General features: G+C 45.5%; 22 protein-coding genes and 1 tRNA gene. 10 read left to right on the top strand and 13 right to left on the bottom strand.

From position 1 onward, the window contains the following. Position 1: 1 nt before the first annotated feature. Positions 2-2335: a CehA/McbA family metallohydrolase gene (locus LZG94_RS23605; RefSeq protein ID WP_233794123.1), complete on the top strand. Its 2334-nt coding sequence runs from the start codon at positions 2-4 to the stop codon at positions 2333-2335. 9 nt (positions 2336-2344) lie between these two features. Here the strand turns inward: LZG94_RS23605 and LZG94_RS23600 are convergent, their stop codons facing one another. The 10 genes from LZG94_RS23600 to atpD all read right to left on the bottom strand — a co-directional run bounded on the left by LZG94_RS23600 (position 2345) and on the right by atpD (position 14361). After that, positions 2345-2659 (bottom strand): DUF6787 family protein, encoded by a 315-nt coding sequence (locus LZG94_RS23600; protein WP_233794122.1) that lies wholly within the window; start codon positions 2657-2659, stop codon positions 2345-2347. Positions 2660-2663: 4 nt separating this feature from the next. After that, entirely contained in the window at positions 2664-3395 is a 732-nt protein-coding gene (locus LZG94_RS23595; protein WP_233794121.1) for an RluA family pseudouridine synthase, read from the bottom strand. A 27-nt stretch (positions 3396-3422) separates the two neighbouring features. Continuing rightward, positions 3423-4241, bottom strand: a complete 819-nt coding sequence (gene panB, locus LZG94_RS23590) for a 3-methyl-2-oxobutanoate hydroxymethyltransferase (protein WP_215236073.1) — start codon at positions 4239-4241, stop codon at positions 3423-3425. Between the two features lie 140 nt (positions 4242-4381). Beyond that, entirely contained in the window at positions 4382-5719 is a 1338-nt protein-coding gene (locus tag LZG94_RS23585; protein WP_233794120.1) for a murein hydrolase activator EnvC, read from the bottom strand. 64 nt (positions 5720-5783) lie between these two features. Next, positions 5784-6626: a DUF4292 domain-containing protein gene (locus LZG94_RS23580; RefSeq protein WP_233794119.1), complete on the bottom strand. Its 843-nt coding sequence runs from the start codon at positions 6624-6626 to the stop codon at positions 5784-5786. After that, positions 6616-8364 carry a lipopolysaccharide assembly protein LapB gene (locus LZG94_RS23575; RefSeq protein WP_233794118.1) on the bottom strand — a complete coding sequence of 583 codons (1749 nt, stop codon included), beginning with the start codon at positions 8362-8364 and terminating at the stop codon, positions 6616-6618. Before LZG94_RS23575 ends, LZG94_RS23580 begins: the two co-directional genes overlap by 11 nt. Before the next feature lie 143 nt (positions 8365-8507). Beyond that, on the bottom strand, positions 8508-10931 hold the full coding sequence (locus LZG94_RS23570; protein WP_233794117.1) for a TonB-dependent receptor plug domain-containing protein: 2424 nt from the start codon (positions 10929-10931) through the stop codon (positions 8508-8510). 25 nt (positions 10932-10956) lie between these two features. Further along, on the bottom strand, positions 10957-12291 hold the full coding sequence (locus tag LZG94_RS23565; protein WP_233794116.1) for an APC family permease: 1335 nt from the start codon (positions 12289-12291) through the stop codon (positions 10957-10959). A 213-nt stretch (positions 12292-12504) separates the two neighbouring features. Next, positions 12505-12747, bottom strand: coding sequence for an ATP synthase F1 subunit epsilon (atpC, locus tag LZG94_RS23560; RefSeq protein ID WP_233794115.1), 243 nt, complete (start codon positions 12745-12747; stop codon positions 12505-12507). 99 nt (positions 12748-12846) lie between these two features. Next, positions 12847-14361, bottom strand: a complete 1515-nt coding sequence (gene atpD, locus LZG94_RS23555; protein ID WP_233794114.1) for a F0F1 ATP synthase subunit beta — start codon at positions 14359-14361, stop codon at positions 12847-12849. A 330-nt stretch (positions 14362-14691) separates the two neighbouring features. Here atpD and LZG94_RS23550 point away from each other — a divergent pair, with 330 nt between their 5' ends. From LZG94_RS23550 to LZG94_RS23525, 6 genes are all read left to right on the top strand, one after another. Beyond that, entirely contained in the window at positions 14692-17355 is a 2664-nt protein-coding gene (locus LZG94_RS23550; protein WP_233794113.1) for a hypothetical protein, read from the top strand. Positions 17356-17394: 39 nt separating this feature from the next. Then, positions 17395-17847, top strand: a complete 453-nt coding sequence (locus LZG94_RS23545) for a hypothetical protein (protein ID WP_233794112.1) — start codon at positions 17395-17397, stop codon at positions 17845-17847. A gap of 13 nt (positions 17848-17860) precedes the next feature. Continuing rightward, a complete protein-coding gene (locus LZG94_RS23540; RefSeq protein WP_215236084.1) occupies positions 17861-18571 on the top strand; it encodes an ABC transporter ATP-binding protein in 711 nt (236 codons plus the stop codon). 139 nt (positions 18572-18710) lie between these two features. Next, positions 18711-19433: an RluA family pseudouridine synthase gene (locus LZG94_RS23535; RefSeq protein WP_233794111.1), complete on the top strand. Its 723-nt coding sequence runs from the start codon at positions 18711-18713 to the stop codon at positions 19431-19433. A gap of 77 nt (positions 19434-19510) precedes the next feature. Beyond that, positions 19511-20245 (top strand): hypothetical protein, encoded by a 735-nt coding sequence (locus LZG94_RS23530; protein ID WP_233794110.1) that lies wholly within the window; start codon positions 19511-19513, stop codon positions 20243-20245. 53 nt (positions 20246-20298) lie between these two features. After that, on the top strand, positions 20299-21075 hold the full coding sequence (locus LZG94_RS23525) for a hypothetical protein (protein ID WP_233794109.1): 777 nt from the start codon (positions 20299-20301) through the stop codon (positions 21073-21075). A gap of 67 nt (positions 21076-21142) precedes the next feature. Here LZG94_RS23525 and LZG94_RS23520 read toward each other — a convergent pair whose 3' ends face one another. Then, positions 21143-21658 (bottom strand): hypothetical protein, encoded by a 516-nt coding sequence (locus LZG94_RS23520; protein ID WP_233794108.1) that lies wholly within the window; start codon positions 21656-21658, stop codon positions 21143-21145. Positions 21659-21796: 138 nt separating this feature from the next. Continuing rightward, entirely contained in the window at positions 21797-22483 is a 687-nt protein-coding gene (msrA, locus tag LZG94_RS23515) for a peptide-methionine (S)-S-oxide reductase MsrA (protein ID WP_233794107.1), read from the bottom strand. A 111-nt stretch (positions 22484-22594) separates the two neighbouring features. On the opposite strand from msrA, the gene LZG94_RS23510 reads away from it, so the two are divergent. The 3 genes from LZG94_RS23510 (at position 22595) to LZG94_RS23500 (ending at position 24042) form a co-directional block, all read left to right on the top strand. Next, a complete protein-coding gene (locus tag LZG94_RS23510; protein WP_233794106.1) occupies positions 22595-23131 on the top strand; it encodes a CopD family protein in 537 nt (178 codons plus the stop codon). A 162-nt stretch (positions 23132-23293) separates the two neighbouring features. Further along, positions 23294-23788 carry a hypothetical protein gene (locus LZG94_RS23505; RefSeq protein WP_233794105.1) on the top strand — a complete coding sequence of 165 codons (495 nt, stop codon included), beginning with the start codon at positions 23294-23296 and terminating at the stop codon, positions 23786-23788. Continuing rightward, complete coding sequence (locus LZG94_RS23500; RefSeq protein ID WP_233794104.1) at positions 23788-24042, top strand: type II toxin-antitoxin system RelE/ParE family toxin; 255 nt, start codon at positions 23788-23790, stop codon at positions 24040-24042. Before LZG94_RS23505 ends, LZG94_RS23500 begins: the two co-directional genes overlap by 1 nt. A 97-nt stretch (positions 24043-24139) precedes the next feature. On the opposite strand, the gene LZG94_RS23495 is transcribed toward LZG94_RS23500, so the two are convergent. Further along, positions 24140-24223 (bottom strand) — tRNA-Leu (locus tag LZG94_RS23495). Positions 24224-24225: the final 2 nt, after the last annotated feature.

The raw sequence follows: 24225 nt of genomic DNA, 5'->3' as shown, positions 1-24225 counted from the left end.
TATGCAGAAGACTTTTATCGCACTCGTTTTTCAACTGCTATTTTCTGTCGTGCTTTTTGCGCAGCACGAACACCATCATGCAGCTGATCACAAGCAAAGTGCGGTAGAGCCTCAGCCGCTTCTATCACAGGCAATGCGACTTCGGGATGCGCTTGCATTTTCCGGAAATCCACTGGCAGCGGGCGATTTGCAAAAGTTAAAGGTGCTGGAAAACAAGCCATTATCAGCGGAAACCGTAAAAGGCATTCAGGAAATATTCGATCCCTATTGCCTGAATATCATCGATATCAATCCCGAAGGCCGGGTAAAAGTGGAACGAGGTGCGGCGAAAGCGGAGCTGATCCAGAACGGGTGGACAAGTTTTCTGGTACGGATCAATAATGACGCTGGCATTACTGCCAAGCTAGAAGTAGAAAGTCCGAATGCAGCCAAACCATTCCATTCTCCGTCTTTTGAACATCGGGTAAAAGAAGAACATAAACTTACGCCGGGCCAGGTTGCAAATCGCTTTCTGGAATTGCAGATGTACACCAACCGGCCGCTGCAAGCTAATTTGTCGGGTCTGAAACTTGAATATGCAGTAGTTCAGATCTATTGTAAAGATGCCGGAAAGCGGGAGGCGGAAATTGCTTTTCATGTTGGGCAGGGCAGCCAGGATCTTGGTTTCCGAAACTCCACACATATATTATTTAATGCAAAACCGGCAGTTACTGTCAATTTCCGTATCCGCGATTCAGATGGAAGTCCGGCGATGGCTTCTTTTATTATTGCTGATTCAAAAGTGCTATCAACCGGTAAATTCAAACGTTACTACCCGCTGCAATCTCGCCGCGTAGCTGCATTCGACGAATACCCCGACTTCTTTTTCCAGCCCCAAATCTACCGGAAAGACGGTGAGCACGTGCAACTTCCAGCTGGTACGTACCGTATCACATACACCCGGGGACCGGAGTATATTCCTCAGATTAAAGAAGTTACTGTCCCCGAAGGCAAAAAGACATTTGATATTAGTTTCGATTTGAAACGCTGGATCCAACTCTTAAAACTGGGCTGGTACAGCGCCGATCACCATATTCACGCCGCAGGATGCAGTCACTACGACAGTCCCGAGGAGGGTGTAGATCCCAAAGATATGTTCCGGCAGGTTTTGGGAGAAGACCTCAATATGGCTGCGAATCTGGCTTGGGGGCCGAGCTGGTACCGACAGAAAACGTTCTTTACCGGCCAAGACCACCCGCTTTCCGGCAAAACCAATACAATGCGGAATGATGTGGAAGTTTCCGGATTTCCTTCGTCGCACGCGGGGCATATTGTTTTGCTGAGGATAAAAGAAGATGATTACCCGAATACAAAAGTGATTGAAGACTGGCCGAGCTGGACTGCGCCGGTTTTATCCTGGGCGAAAGAGCAGGGCGGTGTTACCGGTTATGCGCATTCCGGCTGGGGACTCGAACCTGTGCAGCCGGTTAGTACGATACCAAACTATATTTTGCCAAAAATGGATGGTATTGGCGCCAATGAATACATTGTTACCGTCACTCAAAATCTCGTCGACTTTTTCAGTGCGGGTGATACGCCTGCTCTTTGGGAGCTGAATATGTACTACCACACACTCAATTGCGGCTTTACACCGAGGCTCAGCGGCGAAACTGACTTTCCCTGCATTACCGACGCTCGGGTAGGACAGGCCAGGAGCTATTTCAAAACCGACGGGCCGATGACTTACGACGGATACGTCGATGCGCTTAAAAAGGGGAGAAGTTATGTTTCCGATGGAAAATCGCACATTCTGGATTTTGCCGTGAATGGGCAACTGGCTGGAATTGGGAACAGTGAGTTGCAGCTTAAAAAAGACACTAATATCTCTATTACTGCACAAGTAGCGGCCTATTTGCCTGTAAACCAGGATAGTATAGGTGCGGTGATTGCCAAAACGCCGCTCGATGTTAGACCATTTTGGGATATTGAAAGAGCCCGCATTGAAAAGTCACGAAAGGTACGTGTGGAGTTGATTGTGAATGGAGAGGCAACAGATACTACTGAAATAGCGGCCGACGGGGAAATAAGAAATATAAAATTTGATCACAAGCTTGAAAAATCATCCTGGGTAGCGCTGCGCATTTTCCCAAGCTCGCATTCAAATCCTGTTTTTGTGAAGATTGATGGTAAACCTATTACAGAAAGCAAAAGCGCTGAATGGTGCCTCGCGGCCCTGGAACAATGCTGGAAAATGAAGGAGCCGAATATCCGCAAAGAAGAGAAACAGGCGGCGAAAGCGGCTTATGACAATGCAAGAGGAATTTACCGAAAATTAATAGAAACGGGAGCCAGGTAAGAATGCAGCCTAAATCTCAGCCCGCTTCTTTTTAAACAAACTCCCGATCCTGCTGAACATACGTTTTTCGAACTCCCAGAAAAACGAAAATTTCCCCCAAATCCAACCCCAGATCAACAATATAACCTGATATAGTGGCAGGATAATGAGGATATTAACACCCCAGCGAAGCCAGGCCGGAGAAGCTTCGGTGAGTCCTATTAATGCAAACAATCCCTTTTTTACATACAAAACTGAAAAACCGGTGCAGGCAAAAACGAGCAGGATGATCAGTACATCCCAGCCGTTTTTGACATTCCAGCGTTGTTTCAGTTTTTCGATCATGTACTTACTCGTGTAAGAAACCGAGATGTTCCGGCTTGATTTCTTCCTTGTCCAATGTCAAAAACTCCTCCCAAAAAGGATCATTAGGAACGCCGGCGCGGCATATTACCGGCTCTTTTTTTACAGGATGCTCAAAATACAGACGTCGCGCGTGCAGATTGATATTTCCATCGGGGTTCGCTTTTGGGTAACCATATTTCAAATCGCCACGGATCGGACAGTTCATGGAAGCCAGCTGGACGCGGATCTGGTGCGGCCTCCCGGTAATGGGCATTACTTCCAGCAAATGAAATTTATTAACTTCTCCCAGCCAGCGATAGCTCAATTCGGCGCGCTGCGTATTTGGGGCCTCATAATCGTATGCAGTAGTTACATTGCGCGATTCGTCTTTCGAAAGCCAGTGTATCAATTTACCCTTTTTCTCAGCCGGCCTGTTTTTCACGATCGCCCAATAGGTTTTTTGCACGTCGCGTTTGCGGAATATTTCATTCATCCGTTCAAGCGATTTTGAGGTGCGAGCAAATACGACAAGCCCGCTCACCGGCCTGTCGAGGCGGTGGACAGTTCCGAGAAATACAGCTCCCGGTTTTTGATATGTATCCTTGATATATTCCTTTCCCATGTCCAAAAGGCATTTATCACCGGTAGCGTCACCTTGTACCAGGATACCGGGTTCTTTGTTGATGATGAGGAGGTGATTATCCTCATATACCACATGAAGAGATTTTTTAGCCATTTGTATAGTTCTTTACTTTTAAAAAGGTTAATATGATTCCTGTTCGTTGGGAAACGATTTTCCTTTTACATCCTTAATATAATTAGAAATTGCGTCAGTCATAACCCCGTTCAGGTCCGCATAGCGACGCAGGAACCTGGGTTTGAACTCTTTATTGATTCCAAGCAGATCGTGCAGCACTAATATCTGCCCATCCGCATGTGGCCCTGCACCGATTCCCACGGTCGGGATCGAAATACTTTCGGAGACTTTCTTAGTCAGCTTCGCAGGTATTTTTTCCAAAACCACAGAAAAGCAGCCTACATCTTCCAGCATTTTTGCATCCTCTATTAGCTTATCTGCCTCCGTTTCCTGCTTGGCACGGACCGTATAGGTACCGAATTTATATATCGACTGAGGTGTCAGCCCCAAATGCCCCATTACAGGAACTCCGGCACTTAATATTCTAATAATAGAATCTTTGATTTCCAGTCCGCCTTCCAGCTTCACCGCGTGGGCGCCGGATTCTTTCATGATCCGTATCGCCGAATTCAATGCCTCCCTGGAATTTCCCTGATAAGACCCAAAAGGCAAGTCCACAACAACCAGTGCCCTTTTTACCGCACGTACAACAGAAGTAGCGTGGTAGATCATCTGGTCGATGGTAATCGGCAGGGTAGTCTCGTGGCCGGCCATTACATTGGAAGCCGAATCGCCGACAAGTATCAGCTCAACACCCGCTGCATCCACAATCCCGGCCATTGAATAATCATAAGCAGTAAGACAAGAAATCTTCTCGCCCCGGTTCTTCATTTCCTGTATAGTGTGGGTAGTAACGCGTTTAATATCAGGTGTATGAACAGACATGCTTTATGCAATTAAGATTGTTTGTGAATATGTTCGGGTCGCTTTGGTTCGGTGTTGTTCGGTTTGGTTTGAAGTGGTTCGGGTCTGGTCAGTCTTCAACAATATCGAACCATTCCGAACAACCCCGAACCATTCTGACCTTACCTCCGCATCAGCCAACTTTCCGGATTCAGGCGGGAGGTGTTTTTCCAGATCTGGAACTGGAGTTCGGATGTGCCGTCGCTGTCGGTAGCTACGCGGCCGATGTTTTCTCTTGCTTTCACTTTTTGCCCGGCACGAACAGTTACCCCATTCATTTTGGCATAAATCGTCATATAATTTCCGTGCTGAATAGCGACTACATTTCCCATTCCCGGCATTTCAGTAACATCCAATACAACCCCGTCATAAACGGAGCGAACAGGTTCGCCGGCGGTAGTCTGGATATCTACACCCAAATTATCAACCATAACACCCTTCAAAACTGCGTGCGGCCGCTGACCAAAGTGGCCTGATACAAAGCCTTTTACCGGCCAGGGTAGTCGGGCTTGAGAGGCTGTAAATGAGGAAGCCAGCGTCGTTTCTTCTTCACTCATACCGCTGGAAATAACAGGCTCCTCTTCCTTGGGCGCCTCTACAATAGCAGCTTCTCCTTTTTTCTCCCGCTCCGCATTTTCCCGCACAAGGCGCTCACGTTCCGCTTTCCGGCGTGCCTCCCGCTCTTCGCGTTCACGGCGTTCGCGTTCAAGCCGTTCTCTTCTTTCTCTCTCAGCGATCCTCCGGATATTAGCTTCGAGTAAATCGGTAGCGCGCTTGTTTTCTGCGATTTGTTTTCTCAGCTCGACTTCCTTTTGCGAAAGCTCCTGGATCACCTCGTTCTGTTTTACTTTCAGTCCTTCGAGCTTCGTGTTTTCGGTTACGCGCGTATTCAGAACCGTTTTTTGCTGATTCTGTTTGGCAGTAATCCGCCTGCGCTCGTTCATGACCTTTTCCTGAAGGACACCAATTTCCTTAGCCTGTCCCTGCCGCGCTTCTGTATATTGTTTGAGATACTTATAGCGCAAAACCAACTGATTGAAAGTACCCGCCGAGAACAGGAACACCAGCTGGTTGAAATAGGCATTTCGCTTGGAAGCTTCGTAGATCATGTGCCCGTATTCCTCTTTCAGGACATTCAGGCTGCTGTCAAGGGATTGACGCTTTTTTTCCAGAATCTTTAATTCACCATTCAGCAAATCCAGATCGTCGGAAAGAAGGTCAATTTGTTTTTTATAGGTATTAATCTGCTGGTTAAGCGCCTTTAATTGACCCAGATTGACGTTTTTCTGAGAGGAAGTTTGCTTCAAAATGCTCTGGATCTCACGGATTTTGCTCTGGTTCTCGCTTTTCTCCTTTTCCAGCTGTTCCCTGGATTTTTGAGCGTACGCACCAGCTAACGAACAGAGAATGAACGTTAACGTTAAAAGTAAACGACGGCGACCGGGGGAACTAATGAGCATATTTATTGATTCTTGCAGGCAAAATACAATTCGTGGCCGGCAAATTTAAGCAGACTTTCTGACTTTATTTTTTGCGTTTATAGCTCGAAGGCACGCTGAATGGAAATCCGGGGCTGTCATTCAGCATTTCAACCTTGGTATGCCTGATGCGCATATTCGTCTCTCTCACTTGCTGATCTTTCAAGGATTTGACATTCAGGTTGATAATGCTTGTGAAGGGAAATAGAAAGTTGTTTACATCTCTAAAATCTTCATAATCAAGCGAAAACGCATTTTGGGTAGGCACCTCAACTGCTTTTAATCTAGACAATTTAAGGGTGCTTTCGCTGATAAAATTGTCGACTTCGAGTCTGTCTTTGATCTGTTTCAAAACATAAAACTCGTTCATTTTCACAAACCTGGCTTCGGGCTGGGGTTCAAACGGAAGATTTCCGATGATCATCGATTGCAGCAGATCAAAGTTGAGGTCGAAATTGTATTGTTTGCTCAGCTGCTCATAACTGAACACGAAATAGTCCCGATGGATTTTGTCCATAAAAACAATAGAATCCCGGGTAATAAGTCCCCTGGCAACTTCCAAACCCACTCCCGTAATAGATAGCCAAATGACACTATCCTTTTTCATGCGGATATTGACATTGGTATTATCAAAATTCTGGGATTTACTAGCCAGCGAAACTTTGGATTTAGCTGTGAGGTAATTGAATTCGATCTCATTGATCTTGACCGGCGCAACATTTTCAGGGGTGCCAGTTGTTGCAGAATCGATTACCGGTTGAGTGGCCTGGGTCAGTGTGGAATCGGCGACCGGGTTATTTTTATTACGTTTCGAAGTACGCTGTTTGTGACAAGCTGAAAACCAGATTAAACAAATGGCCAGCAGCCCGACAGAAAATTTATTGCTCATGTAATGCACCTGTTGCTATTTTTTTGTCAAGAAGTTCAGTGGTTTCTCCCATTCTCTTTGCTCTTTTCCACTGCGCCACTGCATTGTCCCTTTCGCCTAATTTGAAAAGAACATCTCCATAATGCTCAACAATCGTGCCACTTACGGTACTACTGTCAGTCATTGCTTTTTCAAGAAACTCCTTGGCTTTTTTATAGTCTTTCCGGATGTATAGTACCCAGGCGTGCGTATCCAGGTAAGTAGGGTTATTCTGATGTTGCTGGACAAGTTTTTCTGACATTTTAAGCGCCAGGTCCAGTTTTTCTTTACGTAAAGAGAGAAAATAGCTGTAATTATTCAGCACATGATCGTTATCCGGATTGGCTTTCAATGCCTGATCGTACGCCGCGTCTGACTTAATATGATCGCCGAGTCCATTATACGCATCGCCCAGTTGTGCGTGAATGTAAGGTACAAGTTCCGGGTTATTGGAAATCAGTTTAAGGCTTTCTTCGAGAGAGGAGATCGCTTCTTTAAAATTCTTCTTCATCAAATGCGCAGTTCCATTTGAATACCAGAACATACCCTGATTCGGAAACAACTCCAATGCTTTTTCTGAGTGCACGAGCATACTATCTACCTGATTCAGATCGCCGTCGAGCTGCAAAATCGCTGCCCAAACCTGAAACACAGATCCGTCAACGCGGCTGGCTTTGGTATACATATCACGAGCCTCTGCCTTTTTATCCTGACGAACCAGCAGATCAGCATAAATCACGTTTGCACGTGGTTCGTTGGGGTGCGTGTCCGAAAGCTGTTTTGCGAGCGCAACTGCATCGTTGATCTCACCTTCCGATTTGAGCATGGTCAAATAGCCCGTTAAAACCCTGATTTTAGGATCAGCATCCAGATTAGGATTGGCAAAAACGAGCTTCAATTCCTCGTTACACTTCTGAACATCACCATTCCGACGGTAAATATCAGCCAGCAGAACATGCGCCTGTGCCTCGTCCGGATTGATTTTCAATGCTTCTTCCAGCGGTTTTACGGCCTCAACGATCCGGTCGTTTGCGATCAGAAGTTCAGCCAGCTCCACGCGGTAGCTTACCTCGGTAGGCTCTGCTTCAATGAGTTTCTTTGCTTCTGCGAGTGCTTTGTCGAGGTTATTCTGGCGTAAATAGAGTTGTTGTTTCTGATGCGTGATCTCCTCGGTAATGCCCATCGACTTTTCAAGGACATTGTAGGTTTCTATCGCCTTATCAGGTTGATCATTAAAAACATAAATCGCAGCGAGCTCGATACCATACTGTATATTCTCAGGATTCCTGGCGACAAGGGTTTCATAAATAGTTGCTGCTTCCGCATATTTCCTGCGTTTTGCATACAGTTCAGCCAATTGCTGGGCGTAAAAAATATTGTCTTTTTTGAGGTCAAAAGCTTTTTTGGCGGGTGCGATCGCTTCATCAAATTTTTCCAGCTTGATCAAAGCAGTAGCAACCAGATAGTGACTGGCCGGGTCCTGCGCGCTTTCCTGAACCAGCTTTTCAAAAAGGGGCAGTGCGCGTTCAGGCTCGTCTTTCATCATGAATTTCATGCCTTCTGTCGCCAGCGACTCCTTTTCTATTCGAAGGGCGACGGTATCGGTGACCGACTCCTTTTCCCGGTCTTTACCACGACGCTGAGCACGAGAATCGTGCGTAACGAAGAAATTCGCCAGCACCAGGATCAGAAGGGTTAACTTTAAATATACGGTCTTCATATTTCAATCAGATGCCATCAGTTTCCTAGACGTGACCGGCTATTTCAGTGTAAACAACAAAGTTACCAATTTTGTCACCAGAACTGGTTTTAAACGCCATTCAAATAAGAATACTAACGTCGGAATGCAAGTATTCTTGTTCCTTAATTGACTGAATATGTGGATTTGCCGAATCCGGGAATACCATTCGCACTCAGCGCCTCTACGCGGATATCCACCGTGGTCGCAGCGTCAGAATTATAGTATTGTAACCTGACTTTCCCATTCTTATCAGTCCTCAACATCGGTGCCCAAAAAATCGTGGATCGATAGTCAGGATTCACATTCTGATTAATACTTGTCGGGTAGGCAGGCGAATAGAAAGTTTTCGGCACATGAAAACCTGCTATTTTAGAAACCAAGACCCCCGGAACCACATCCTGCGAATAGTCGTAATTACTATTTCCTCTTTTTGTCAAAATCGAGATCACGCCATTTCCTCCACCCATACCAAAAATTGAGGCGGATGCGCCTTTTAAGACATCAATAGATTCGACATCATTCACATTCAGCGCGCTAACGAAATCTTTGTCCACCGGCATTCCATCCAATATAAATTGCGGCTCCCCGCGGTTGCCCCGGATATATACCGATGCATTTATTCCGGAACCCACTACCTGAACTCCCGCCACTCTGCCAGCCAGCACATCCAGTATATTCATACGCCCGCCAACCAGCTCGGGAGTCATTTTAATGGATGCATCGGCGGTACCGTAAATTTTCCTGGAATCGCGCGGCACCTGTTTCTTCGCCTTGATCGTGACTTCCTGCAATAATCGCTCCCGGCTCTCCCGTATTTTCCGCGCAATCTCCTGATCCTGTGCATTTCTTCTCAAAAAATCACTCAGCAGGCGACCGTCGACGGTAAGGGGGAAATACGGACCTTTTGAAGTTGATACCTTTGGTGGTTCAAATGGGAATATTCTGAATGTAAGGCTCTGGCTGTTCTTTTTATTCATTCCCTGGACTCTCACTTTCAATGAATCTTCAAAAATCAGGTTGTAGAGTGAAAACTGGCCACGCTCGTCAGTCTCGGCCGTCAGAAATGTACTGAGGCTATCGTTGCTCAGATAAACGGAGACGGGCGTTTTTCCGACTGGCTTTTTATTTCTTTTTACCTCGCCGGAAAACGTAATTCCCTGTTCCAAAAACCGTTTTGGAGGTTGTAAAGAATCTTGCAAAATGTCGCCCCACCCGAATCTCGTCCAGCCCTGCGTCATCATCAGGATATCCCGGTGGATTTTCCTTTCTGTCTTGGTTTCATCGAAATAATAGCCGGGCCGTTCGATAAAGCCTTTAATATCAGAAGATAGCAGTAGATAGGAAAGTATATGCTGGTCGTAAAGCTGTTGCTGGATCTGTCCCGCGTCGGTAATTGCAACGGATAGATTTGTTTCCAGGGGTCTGCCGGAAGAATCGCTCACGGTAATCTCAATTTCCGATTTTTCACGTGGTTTGAATGCATTCTTCGAAGGCGCTATTCCTACCCGGAGCTTGTGGCCATGGTCTATAAAGATAAGCCGCTCCGAAACCGGTTTGTTTTCGTCATTAAATAGCGTGAGGTGCGTAATCCCGTCGGGCAGGTCGGCATTTGGAACCTGGATCATCAAGCCTCTGCTGCCAATCTTGCCTTTGGCAACAAATGCGACTATCCCGCGGGAATGACCGACTACATGCACAGGAATCTCACTTTTACCCGGCACTTTCGCATAAGCCATGATCCTGGTTTTCAATGGACTGGATACATTATCTGCAATCAGAGTATATCCCGTTTCCTTCACTTCCGGAAACGGATATTCACTCGCATTTCCATTTTCTGCCCATAAAAATGCCGAATAGGTTGCGCCGGATTTAGCCGAAAACTGTATCCTGCCCATTCCCAGATGGTCGCTTTTGAAGGAAGCGATAGTATCCTTATTCTGATCTAAAATAAAGCCTCTCACATCCTGGCCTAATCCGCTAGCATTCAATGCCTTGTAAGCAATCCGCGTGGAAGATTCCGCCACCAGCTCGCCGCCTTCGGGAAAGAATTGCAGGTCGATTTTGCCGGCGACCGGCGCAGGCGCACTTCCTTTCGGATCGTAAATGAAGATATTTTTTTGAAAGAAAAAATCCTCAGGTGCATTGCGCATCCAGTTGGTGTAGGCGCGGATCGTGTACGCGCCGGGAGGAATAGAGTCTGCGAGCACAATTTCCCCGTTTCCGACACCTGCTTCCAAACGTGTTCGCTTGACTGCCAGGTTTTTACCGGTACGTTGCTCGATCAGATCAACATATAATAAATTACTCGCGCTATCTGCAAAGTGCAGCGAGCCTTCAACCAAATAAGCCTGATACCATAATGTGTCTCCCGACATATAGTAAGGTTTATCCAGATGCAGATATGCTTTCTCGACGGGATACGTTTGCCTGTATTTCTCAAGTTTTCCTGAGATCATTTTTGTAAAATCTTCTTCCGCCAATTGAAAAGCAGCAAGAAGGGTACAAAGCAGGATAATGCCGGAAATTTTGAAGGTGGTATTACGCATTGAATATTATTTATATCGCTGATAATTAACGGTTTGCTCTCCTGACTAAAAGATAGGCAGGATAACTGATCACTAAAAAAAGCAAAGCATATTGACTACTTCCTAAATCCTGTATCACTGCGCCTACTAAAAATGCGAGTGAGCAGATCAGCATAATAACGGGTAAAAGGGGATAAGCCGGCACTTTCCACGGGCGGGGCAGCGAAGGTTCTTTACGGCGAAGTGCGAGTAGGGAGGCAAAGCCGGAAGTGTAGCCCAGCACAAAAAAGAAAGTCGCAATATCGGACAACTTTTCGGTGGCTTCTTTTCCTATTAGTATCAATAAAATAGCGACTCCCGAGGTGATCAGCATTGCGACTGCCGGCGTTCCTCCGCGGTTTACATTTGTCCCGGCAGGTAGAAACAGCCCGTCGCGGCTCATGGAATAGAGTACGCGTGGATTAAATAGCAGTTGCGCATTCACGATTCCCAATATGGATATCATTAAAAATAGCGTGACAATTTTACCAGAACCTTCCCCGAATATCAGTCGTATCGCATCTGCCGCAGCCAGCTTCGATTGGGCCAGTTCGTCCATTGGCAAAATGTACAGGATCGCCATATTGCACAGCAGGTAGATGGCGATGATCAGTAAAACGCCGCCAATCATGGATTTGGGTAGATTTTTAGAAGGATCTTTATCTTCTTCCGAGAAATATGCTGCTGTATGCCACCCGTCATAAGTGTAAAAAATCGCTTGAAGCGAGAAGATAACCGGCGCGATCCAGCTGCCTGTCGCCAGAATCTGACTGGTAGTACTCTGCATTTGCTCAGCCGAAACTTCATCCCCATAGATATAGCAAACCGCCACAAAAACAAAAAGTCCGATCCCTTTCAAAACACTCATAATGTTCTGAAAGCTGCTCGCAAGCGCCAGTCCGATCCAGTGAATTCCGCTGAGTACCAATAAAATAGCAGCAGCGAGATAAGGTTCCGCACCGGCTAACCCCGGAATGAGGAGTGCAAGGTATTCGCTCATCGTGTACACACCAAAACCCAGCGCAGAGCAGGTTCCGAGCCAGCTATTGATTCCTACCACAAAGCCAGCATAGTTGCCGAATGCTCGTTGCGCATACACGTACCAGGCGCCGGCTTTCGGGACTGAGGTGCCGAGTTCGATCGTGCAAAGCGTTCCCAAAAAAGCATACAAACTTACCGCTGCCCAAAGGGCCATAATAAGCCACGGTTCGCCAAGTTGCTCTGCAATCGGGCCGGGCTTCCGAAGAATGCCGGTGCCGATTGTCCCGCCCACGGTTACCGCGATGCCAAACCCAACCCCCAGAATTTTCAATAGTCCGTTTTTGGCAGCCGGTTGTGTCATCTTTTGGAAGTGAAGGATTGTACCTTCCGAAAATATGAAAACTTTTCCTTTTTGTAACTTACATATTCTTACTGAAATACAAAGCAATGACGCGGATCGGCTGGTATGAACTTAAATCATTATCGAAGCCAATGACTTTGTATGTGCCTGATCACAAAAAAAAAAGCAGAAACCGTTTCCAGTTTCTGCTTTTTACAAACTCTTAAATCTATATTACAGAATCGCCTCCGCGAGTACCAATACTTTGTTATTAAGCACTTCTACTACACCGCCGTCGATCACGTAGGTTTGCTTTGCAGCACCTGTATCGATCACCACGTCGCCTTTCCCTAATGTACTTACAAGCGGCGCGTGACGGTTTAGAACCTGAAATTGGCCTTCTGAACCCGGTAACGTCACGGAATTCGCCTCTCCGGCAAAAACCTTCTTATCTGGGGTAATTATTTCTAAATGCATTTTTGGGAGTTTATGAGTCAAGAGTTTATGAGTTAAAAGCGTCCGCTTTGCGGTTCATGAGTTAAACTCATTGACTCATGAACTCATAGACTTATTAAACTATCTTGTTGCTTCTGCAAGCATTTTTTCTCCTTTTGCCTGCGCATCTTCGATGGTTCCAACCAGGTTGAATGCCATTTCAGGAAGGTGGTCATAAGCTCCGTCCATGATCAAGTTGAATCCTTTGATGGTATCGTTAATATCTACCAAAGTTCCTTTCAAACCGGTGAACTGCTCAGCTACGAAGAATGGCTGCGACAAGAAACGTTCAACACGACGAGCGCGGGACACAACCAGCTTATCTTCGTCAGAAAGTTCTTCCATACCCAAAATCGCGATGATATCCTGCAATTCTTTGTAGCGTTGCAAAATATTTTTTACGCGCTGTGCGCAATCGTAGTGCTCAGCACCCAAAGTTTCAGCATTCAAAATACGTGAAGCTGAATCCAATGGATCCACCGCAGGGTAGATACCTTTTTCAGAAACTTTACGGCTTAGTACCGTAGTCGCGTCCAAGTGGGCAAATGTTGTTGCAGGAGCAGGGTCAGTCAAGTCATCCGCAGGTACGTAAACCGCTTGTACAGATGTGATAGAACCACGTTTTGTTGAGGTAATGCGTTCCTGCATCTGACCCATTTCAGTAGCAAGTGTAGGCTGGTAACCTACCGCAGACGGCATACGTCCCAAAAGAGCGGATACCTCTGAACCAGCTTGTGTAAAACGGAAGATATTGTCAATAAAGAAAAGAATATCACGACCCTGACCTTCGCCGTCACCATCACGGAAATATTCCGCCATAGTCAAACCTGACAATGCAACACGTGCACGTGCGCCGGGAGGCTCGTTCATTTGTCCGAAAACGAAAGTTGCCTGTGAGTCTTTCAAAGTATTATAATCCACTTTTGAAATATCCCAGCCGCCTTCTTCCATGCTGTGCTTGAATTCGTCGCCGTATTTAATGATACCGGCTTCAATCATTTCACGCATCAGGTCATTTCCTTCACGGGTACGTTCTCCAACTCCGGCGAATACTGAAAGACCAGCGTAGGCTTTTGCAATATTGTTGATCAATTCCTGGATCAAAACGGTTTTACCAACACCGGCACCACCGAACAAACCGATTTTACCGCCTTTTACATAAGGAGCAAGCAAATCGATTACTTTGATACCCGTAAAAAGGATTTCGGTTGAAGTCGCCAGCTCTTCAAATTTCGGAGCTGAGCGGTGAATCGAGATACCGTTTGTAGTATCCAAAGGCGTAAGTCCATCGATCGCTTCACCGATTACATTGAAAAGACGACCTTTAATTCCTTCACCGATTGGCATTTTAATAGGCGCACCAAGCGGCCTTACTGCCATTCCGCGCTGCATACCTTCGGTACTGTCCATCGCGATGGTACGGATACGGTCTTCGCCCAAGTGCTGCTGGCACTCAAGAACTACTTTCGAACCGTTTGGTTTGATGACTTCTAACGCATCGAGGATAGATGGAATGCTTCCGCTATCTTCAAATGATACGTCTACAACGGGACCAATTACCTGCGTAATTTTTCCTATGTTTGTCTCGTTTGCCATTATATGATTTTGATTATCTCTAATGAGGTTTTTTTCAGACCGCAAAAGTATAGGATAATTTGGTCAGTACCAAGAAGACATAAAGTGATTTATTGGATATTTTTTAGAAAAGGGAGGGACAATGTTACTGTTATTTGCATTTAGCAATAAGTAATTATGGTGACAAATCTGATCAGGGAAAGCTACAAGATATTTTCACAGCCAATCTCGCCAATGCACTTGAATTACTTGCAACAGCCGATCTGGTTGAAATAACAGGTTGCTGAGTTTTTCGTTTGATTAAAACGGATCTTTACAATTCCGCGTTCTCAGAGCAGGTTAATCGTTAATATGAAGGAATTATTTTTCTGGAAGGTTTGGTCAGTTTCGGAGCGCAGAATGGCGCTTGCGGCGCTGACCGTTTTGTTTTTAGCAATTGCGTTTTTTGTACTCAAGTGCATTGATCCGCTCGATAATGTCATTCGCTGGAATGTAATTAGCGAACTCTCGGAAGTGAGTGCGGTTGTGGACATATTGCAGCTGGGCAGCTGGCAATATGGCGTTTCTACGCCGACACACCTGGTGAATGAAAGCTTAATGGCGTCGGTCATGGAAGTGGATCACCTCACTTTCCGTGTCTTCTGGATTTTTGCGATAGTCGGGCTTTGCCTCATTTTGGCCGGACTGACAACTTTATCCAGATTCTGGTACCTGGCAGGAATGGTCATTTTTATCCTATTCCTCGGTTTTGCCCGGCTGGAAATGCTGGCTGTCGCTGATACGGAGAGCAAGTTTTTGTTTCTGGTCACTGTACTCGTTTATGGCGGCGCTACTTATTATTTCCACGCATTTAAGCCGGAAGCGGGTATTGCTATGCGGATTACAGGTTTGCTGGTTGCGTCCTGTATTCTGGTTTTCCTTACTTGGACGATGTCTGAGGTACCTTTTCCGGCTCTGACAGCCGCCAGTTACTCATTTCCATTCTGGCTGATCCTGACAGTCCTTTTTCTCCTCATTTCTTCTACCGAAATCATGGCCGGCTTAGTGTGGCTGAGTACCAGCGGTTCCATGAGAAAAGGAAGTACCGGATTGATCAATTTTATTGTCATTTCAATATTGTACCTGCTGCTGTTACTGCTGATTTTTCTGCGAAACACCCGACAAATCAACTGGGATCTCACATTGGTAAGTCCCGTTTTTCTGGCGCTAGCGGCGGGCATTTTGGGGATCTGGGGATTTCGCCGCAGAGCGGATTCAATGGGCAGCTTGCTTCCGTTCAGGAGCGCCGGATTTTGGATTTACGCAGGAATGTTCATGATAGCCGCTGCATTTACGGCACTTATGGCGGGTACAGCAAATGATCCCGTGCTGGAAGCTTTGGAAGATGTGGTCGTGCAGGGACAGCTTGCAATGGGCGTTTTGTTCCTTTTCTATGTTCTAATCAATTTCTATCCTCTTTTTAAACAAAAACTCGCGGTCCACAAAGTTCTTTACAAGCCGCTCCGATTTGGACTAACACAGACGCGGTTGTTTGGTTTTGCTGGTTTTGTAATTCTTATTTTTATTCAAAAGCTTTTACCGGTTAATCAGGCGATCGCAGGATATTTTAATGGAGTGGGGGATCTTCACGCTGCTACTGAGGAATTTACACTTTCGGAGCAATACTACAAGCTGGCTTTGCAGCAGGAATTTCAAAACCATAAATCCAACTATTCACTCGCGTCGCTGGCGATCCGGCAGGGAGATCCCACTGCGGCTGCATTTTACTTTCGGCAGGCTTTATTGAAAAATCCGTCTGCCCAGGCTTACGCAGGTTTGAGCGGGATATTGATCCAGGAAAACCTGTTTTTCGACGCCGTTCATAGTTTACAGGAGGGTATTGGTCATTTTCCTAAAAGTGGAGAATTGCTTAATAATCTGGGAATGCTCTATTCCAAAACAAATGTGGCCGATTCTGCGTACTACTATATTGAAAAGGCGCAGGTGAATACAAAACGTCCGGAAATTCCGGCAACGAACTTATTGGCGATTTTAGCAAAAAACACTGATTCAGGTTTGTTAGATTCACTTTCTTCTAATACCGAGAAATATAAATATCTGTCGTGGGAGGCAAACTGGCTGGCAGTTCAAAACCTGAGGCAACAGTTCGCCAAGCAGGATTTCAATACCAGCGCAGTTCCTGCCGATTCGCTTCTGAGCGTGTCTGCTTCGGCTTATTTATTAAACTATGCTGTCAATCAGGCAAGATCCGATACTGCTCCTGCAAAACTGCTGACACAGTTAGCAGGTAAGAATCCCGTTCTTTCAAAGGATTTAACCTGGGCTGCATTGTATCCTCAGTTTTACAGCGGCGACAAACTTCGGGCTTTGCAGTCTCTCACAGCGTTATCTTCGGACGAGGAAGAGAAGAGCGACCAATATCATAAAGTGCTGGGCCACTGGTTTTTGCAGCTAGGGTTATATGAAAAAGCAATTGAAAATCTGTCAGTTGTAGAGGGTTTGGAAGGGATAATTGGAATGGCAGTTGCAAATGCGCTTTACGATAAAAAAGAGATTGCAGTGATTTTGCTCGATAAAATCCAGGAGAAAGAGAACAATCCGGCCATTGAAAAATTAAAACAAAGTCTTTTTTCCGGCGTAAAACCGAAATCGCCAACGGATTCTTTACTGAAAGTCGCATTACAGTCACCAACTGAGGCTAATTTTCGAAAAGCAATTGATACTAACCCTTTCAATGCACAGACAATATCAGCTGCATCGACCTATTTTAGAGGGAAAAAGCAGACTGACAAAGCATATAATTTAGTACTGAATGCACTCGCATATAACGAATACGATTTTCGATTATGGGAGCAATATGCATATCTCAGTCTGGAACAGGGTTTGACCGGGCAGGCCAAAGAGGGCGAAGAGAAGGTAAAACAATATGCGACGCCTGCCGACTATCAGCAATTTGTGAGCCGCTATCAGCCTATGCAGGCACTTATCGAAAAACGGCGGGCGGAATTTCAGTGATTTGATATTTTAGTTATCTGTAATTACACTTCATCAACAATGTCATTAATCTGCAAATCCAATTTTACCGGCACCGAATGCAGGATTTTCAGAGGAAAACTAATAGCCGGAATATTGAAAACAAGCTCTTGGAAAGAAGAAGGATACGGAGAATTGGATGGTAATATGCTCAGATTCAAATCCCAGGGATTTTGGAAAAAAGCAATCGATATCACTGATATTGAGGGGCAGAAGGTTCTAGGTCAACTGCAATTTCGTTACCTCAAAGGCACTGCTACCATTACTTATAGCGGGCAAAACTTTAAGTGGCAGTTCGATTCATGGACCATGCGGAATTGGACCGTCAAGAACGAAGAAGATAGTGCCGGATTTAAATCGACAAGCTGGTGGAAACCTGATGGTGAACTAGCCAACGAAGGCGTTCCAGCTGCTGTTCTTTTGGCGTCATTATACGTTGCAAATCATTTCCGAAAAATTGCGGCAGCATCCTAACAGGAGATCATATATGAGAATTATCGAGACCAGCGAGATTGCAAAACGTTACGTAATGGGCAGCGAAGTAATCCAGGCGCTCAAATCGGTGACGATTTCGGTAAATAAAGGCGAATATGTCGCTTTTATGGGCCCTTCCGGCTCGGGGAAATCTACATTGATGAATATCATCGGCTGCCTGGATACACCTACAACCGGCAGATATGTCCTTAATAATAAGGACGTAAGTGATATGACTGAAAGCGAATTGGCCGAGATCAGAAACAAGGAGATCGGCTTTGTGTTTCAGACTTTCAATTTGCTGCCAAGAATGTCTTCACTGGATAATGTGGCGCTTCCATTGATCTATGCAGGTTTGGGAAAGTCAGACCGGACTGAAAAAGCAATGCTTTCCTTGAAAAATGTAGGTCTGGAGAACCGCGCCGGACACAAGCCGAACGAACTTTCGGGTGGTCAGCGGCAGCGGGTTGCTATTGCCCGGGCGCTTGTCAATGATCCCAGCATTTTGCTCGCCGATGAGCCCACAGGTAACCTGGATTCCAAAACTTCCTACGAGATCATGGATCTGTTCGACCAATTATATAGTAAGGGAAATACGATCGTAATGGTGACCCACGAAGAGGATATTGCACATTACGCGCACCGGATTGTGCGTTTGCGAGATGGTTTAGTCGAGTCTGATACGATCAATCCCAACCCGACAAAAGTTTCTGCAATGGTTTAAAGCTGTTAAATCCATTGTCATATAAGATCGAGATTGATTAGTTTTGTGTTATAACGGAACAATTCATTTCAAAGCTCCGTGAATCCGAATGAATTACTTTTCCGGTAGTTCATTCGGATTTATTTTTATCGCAATAACTATGAAAATCAATTTTAAAGACCTCATTTTATTTGAAAACGAGGATTTTTTAGTAGTAAATAAGCCGCCGCACCTGGCTACGCTGGATGAAAGAACTGCTGACAGGGGAGGCAGTGTATTACGGTTGGCAAAGGAATATAATTCCGAACTGCAGGCGGCACACCGGCTCGACAAAGAAACTTCAGGTGCACTGGCTTTTGCCAAAAATCCAGCCGCTTACCGGCATTTGGCCATGCAATTTGAGCATCGGGAAGTTACTAAACGGTACCACGCTGTGACAAATGGCATTCACAAACTTGACAGCATTTCTGTGTTTTTGCCGATTTTACCATTAAAAAATGGCACGGCAGTGAAAATAGACCGGGCGGAGGGCAAAGTAGCGGAGACAATTTTCAACACGCTGCAAGTTTACAGAGGCTACACATTAGTGGAGTGTATTCCCATAACCGGCCGCATGCACCAGATCCGCATTCACCTTTCGTGCCTGAAAGCGCCGATCGTCTGCGACCCGCAATATGGTGGGGAGGTAATTTATCTGTCCAGTCTGAAGCGAAAATTCAATCTAAAAAAGGAGACCGAGGAACAGCCTCTCATTCAGCGCGTTGCATTACATGCGCATTCACTTTCTTTTGCAGTGATGGACGGAGAGCGAGTTCGGATAGAAGCGCCTTATCCGAAGGATTTTGAGGTACTTGTCAAGCAATTGAACAAATTCGGGATGTAGTAGCACAATTTTTTACAAGATTGGAAAAAGTTTGTGTACGTTTAGCTTTCATTTTTTCCATCTTAACCATACTACAAATGCGGATACACACATTTAAAAACCTGCCAGTGCTGCTGATCACATTGTTGTCAATCGGCGTTGCGCAACTATCTTATGCTCAGAGCCCGCGCAAAAATGATATCATTGTCAAGCGCGACAGTACACAGATTCAGGCGCTGATCACGCAGATGAGTTATGAAAAAATCAACTACCGCGATCTTGGAACTGCCGACAGCGCCGCTACCTACATTTATCTGGATAAAGTCTCGCGGGTTTTGCTGAAAAATGGGAAAACGATCAATGTAAGAGACTCTATTCAACCAGGCAAAGTGCCTACTGACTCGGTAGGGCAATATGCAGATTTAAACAATTTGCCGACTGACCCTTTTGAGAAAAGCATTGTAATGGCCAATTCGGATCAGTTGCGGGACAAATATGAATATCACCACAACAAATCGGTGGATGGAAAAACCGGCGCGATCGTATTTACCTCTATTGCCGTTGCAACCCTGGTTTCCGGCGTAATTGTAACTGCTGTTGGTGAAGATTCGGATGATAAAAAGTTTGGTGGTGCGTTAGCGATCGCCGGGCCGGCTTTCGGAATTGTGTTCGGTTCTTTGTCTTTTAACAAGTACCGTGTGCATAAGAAAAAGGCTGATAAGGTTAAAAATGAACTCGAAAGACGCGGCCAATCACTTACTACATTTAAGCTCAGCCCAAAATTTGACCCGCTTAATAAATCGGGTCAGCTTACCCTGCGGATGACATTTTGATAAAGGCGAATTTATTGCTTCATTGAAGGGTATATTCATATTATCCTTCTACAATGAAAGTAATTTTATCACTGCTGAAAATCCAGCTGTTAGCCATTTTATACCTTTTATTACTGAATCCGGTTTTCGCCCAAAATGTGCGGAAACCGGATATTCTTTTTTTGCGCAACGACACGAAGCTGGAAGTCCGCATCCAGGAGGTAGATGATACAGTAGTGAAATACAAAAAGCTAAGTGACGACGAGGGCCCGTTATTTACTGTAAAAAAGTCTGAAATTTCTTCCATACAATACGGGAATGGCGAGGTGAAAACTTTCGAGGCAGTGCTGGAAGTGCCCAGTTACTATGCGCCTGGCCAATCAGCTCCACAGGCCCGGCCAGCTGCACCCTTGCAGGCGCCCGGGTCTCGCAATCAGTTTTTGGAAGAAATACGCGCATCCTCTGCGGACAACCTTCGGGCGACTTATAAATATTATAAGGGTAAATCTAAAACCGGCCTCGTGATGGGGATCGCCGGGACTTCGGTCGGTATGATCTTGTCCGGAGTGGGCGCAGGCATTATTGCCGGCTCAATGGATGCAAATGGCAATTTCGCCTCTTATGCAGACGAGCAGCGCGCAATCCGTGGGGCGTGGTTGATGCTCGGCGGCTTGGCAGGTGCAGCAACTTTTGGTACTGTCGGGTTTATAAAAGCAGGGAAAAATGGCTCGAAAGCCGGGAAGATCAGAAGGGAATTAATTCACAGAGGCGAGCCGATCGCATTCAGGATCAGCCCCGGCTTCAACCCGGCAACACAAGCGGGTTATCTTACATTAAATATCAGATTCTAAATTCACAAGACATAAAAAAATGCCTGAGAAGCGATTCCCAGGCTTTTTTTTGTAATGTAGATTCACATCAGAATTTGAGCGACACACCAACTTTTGCAGGAATCATATTTGTTCCACCTGCAAGTTCAAGGAATGCCCCAAATGTAGGTTTGAAATAATATCTCGCGCCAGCAAATGCTCCAATGACAATAGCAGAATTAGTATAGTATTGGTTGTTATCGATATTAAATCCTAATGCAGGTCCAGCATAAAGATCTAATTGTTCGATAGTTAAGAAATGTTTACCATAGTGGTAAGAACCTCTTGCAGCGATTGGCAACGCTACATAATTATCAGAAGGACCAAACGAATATCCGTAATCATAGAATCTGATATCTGCCTGAGCACCAACACTGATAAACTCATGAACTCCTACTTCAAACGAACCGCCCACTGCAAAACCGCCACCTCCGTAGAAGCCGTATCCGCCGCCGCCAATTCCTAAATTTAGTATTTTATCTCCCTTCTCAAACTGCGCGAACGCCTTTTCCGAAGTCGCGCTCAGAACGGCGCAAAAGAAAAACATGAATAGAATCTTTTTCATCGTAATAGATTAGTTATTGTTAATAATGGCACAAATTAAAGCCTTTATCCGAATGCTTCAAAACTTGTGCCATTTATACTTATTATCCGGGGTGTCTAGCCGTATAAGTGGGCAGATGCCTTTATTTTCGCTAAAAACCTATATTTCTTTCCGCAGTTTCTCTTTAAAAACCTTCTTGAATTTGTCGAGTTTTGGGGCAATTACGAACGCACAATAGCCCTGATCGGGGTTGTTTGCGAAATAATTCTGATGATAGTCTTCGGCCACAAAGAATTTAACCGCTGGCGTAATTTCGGTGACAATTGGCTTGGTATACGCGCCGGATTTGTCCAATTCTGCCTTCGCTTTCTCGGCCAGGGACTTTTGTTCCTCATTATGATAAAAAATCACCGAGCGATATTGCGTTCCAACATCATTTCCCTGGCGGTTCAGGGAAGTAGGATCGTGGCTGCGGAAAAATGCTTCGAGCAGATCTGCATAGCTGATCACTTTTGGATCATAAACCACCTCCACACACTCAGCATGACCGGTATTGCCGGTGCAAACTGCCTCGTAATTCGGCTTCGGATCGTGGCCGCCTGAATAGCCTGAAACTACCTTTTTAACACCGTCCAAAGATTCTAAAACGGCCTCTGTACACCAGAAGCACCCGGTTCCGAATGTCGCCGTTTCCATGCCGGCAGTATTTACATTTGTCTCATCAAGCGAGGTAAAAGCAGCTTCTTTATCCATTTTTCTTTTCTGTTTTTTATCCGACTGCGCACACGATATCACTACCATGCAGCACATCAAGAGAAAGGTCAAAATTGGGATGGTGGTTTTCATCTTAATTATCATGGGTTATTGTCAAAATGATTAACGAATACCGTACGAAGAAAGTTTGTGTCTGGTATTGCTGTATTATTTACGAAATTTATCCCCGAAACGATTCGTCCTATGACATACCTTCACTTTAAAGCGCTGCATATTATTTTCGTTGTAAGCTGGTTCGCGGGACTGTTTTATATGCCCCGTCTTTTCGTCTATCATACCGAAGCGAACAGCAAGCCGAGCCCCGAGCGGGAGATCCTGCTTGCACAGTTTACAAAAATGGAGAAGTTGCTCTGGACTGCGATTATGACGCCCGCCAGCTGGCTGACTTTAATATGCGGCGGAGCAATGCTTTACATCACGCCCGCCTGGCTCGACCAGGACTGGATGCGGCTGAAACTCGTGTTTGTCTTCGGTTTGTACGCATACCAATCCTTTACAGGCAAGATCCTCCTCGAATTGCGCGAAGGAAAATTCCGTTTCACATCGTTTCAGCTGAGGCTTTTTAACGAAGTCGCGACGGTATTTCTATTCTCGATTGTTTTCCTGGTGGTACTGAAAAATACGGTAGACTGGCTCTGGGGGGTGTTGGGATTGGTTGCATTCGCTGTTGTAATTATGACCGCGGTAAGGATTGTAAAGAGGGTTCGGGAGAAAAAGTAGCTCACTTCTCTGCGATTCTGCAATTTTTCTCTTTCATTGATCGCAAAGCGCCTTTTTTTTAAGCGCAAAAAAGAATCCCGGATGTCGGCAACACTTATTTCTCTTTAACTGTTTAATATTACGTGATGTAACTGCTCTCCAAGAGCTTAGCTTAGTCCCTATATGCACTCGATAAGTCTTAAACACACTACAATTTTTGACAGATTTTTACATCTGTGCAGCCATGCTCCGGCCATCGGCAACGCCTTACCGTCCCTTGCGATAAATAAATTGAATGCCGTATACCAGGGTTTTCTGAATGATCTTGGCAAGGAACAGCGTGCGATTCATGACTTCACGCTAGAAGATGCACTTCTCGAAAAGAAACGGTATGAAAAGGCACTTAAATTGCTGGCGCCGATTGAGACGGCAGGAAAGCCGGTTCAACCCAAAGTGAAAGCCCTTCATTCGACTATTCTCCAGGTTATAAAAAAACTACGGGAAAATGCCTTTTTGATGAATTTGGTTATCAACCAAGAGTTAGAGCCGGAGGACACATTGGTCGACCTTCTGGAAGATTATTACGATGGCCTTCTTATCAAACAAAGACAAGGCGAAGAATTCGTTCCTTGGGAGCAAGTAAAAACGAAGCTGGACGCTAGGCATGATTTGACCTGATGTACAGTGTCATATTGAGCCGCAGCGCGGAAAGATTTCTGAATGGACTTTCCGGGAAGGATTATAACCTGGTGTCAGCAGCAGTCTCGTCGCTTCTCGCAAATCCTTATCAATCGGGATGCAAAAAGCTCAAAGGCTATAAGGAAATGTTCCGGATCAGAGCTGGCAACTACCGGATACTATATCAAGTGGACGGGGAAAAACTGATTGTAGAGATATTCGAAGTAGGGAACCGAAGAAATGTTTATGACTGAGTGTTAGGAAGTAAAGCTTTGCGAAGCTATTTAACTGCACTGAGAATTTTTCCTAAAAAGCAAAAGCGCTATTCCTGATAGTAGGAACAGCGCTTTGTGCCGAAGGCGGGACTCGAACCCGCATGGGGCAACCCCCACACGCCTCTGAAACGTGCGTGTCTACCAGTTTCACCACTTCGGCAT

The sequence above is a fragment of the Dyadobacter sp. CY343 genome, from assembly GCF_021390335.1.
GTDB lineage: Bacteria > Bacteroidota > Bacteroidia > Cytophagales > Spirosomataceae > Dyadobacter.
This window is presented reverse-complemented; position numbering and strand designations above follow the sequence as displayed.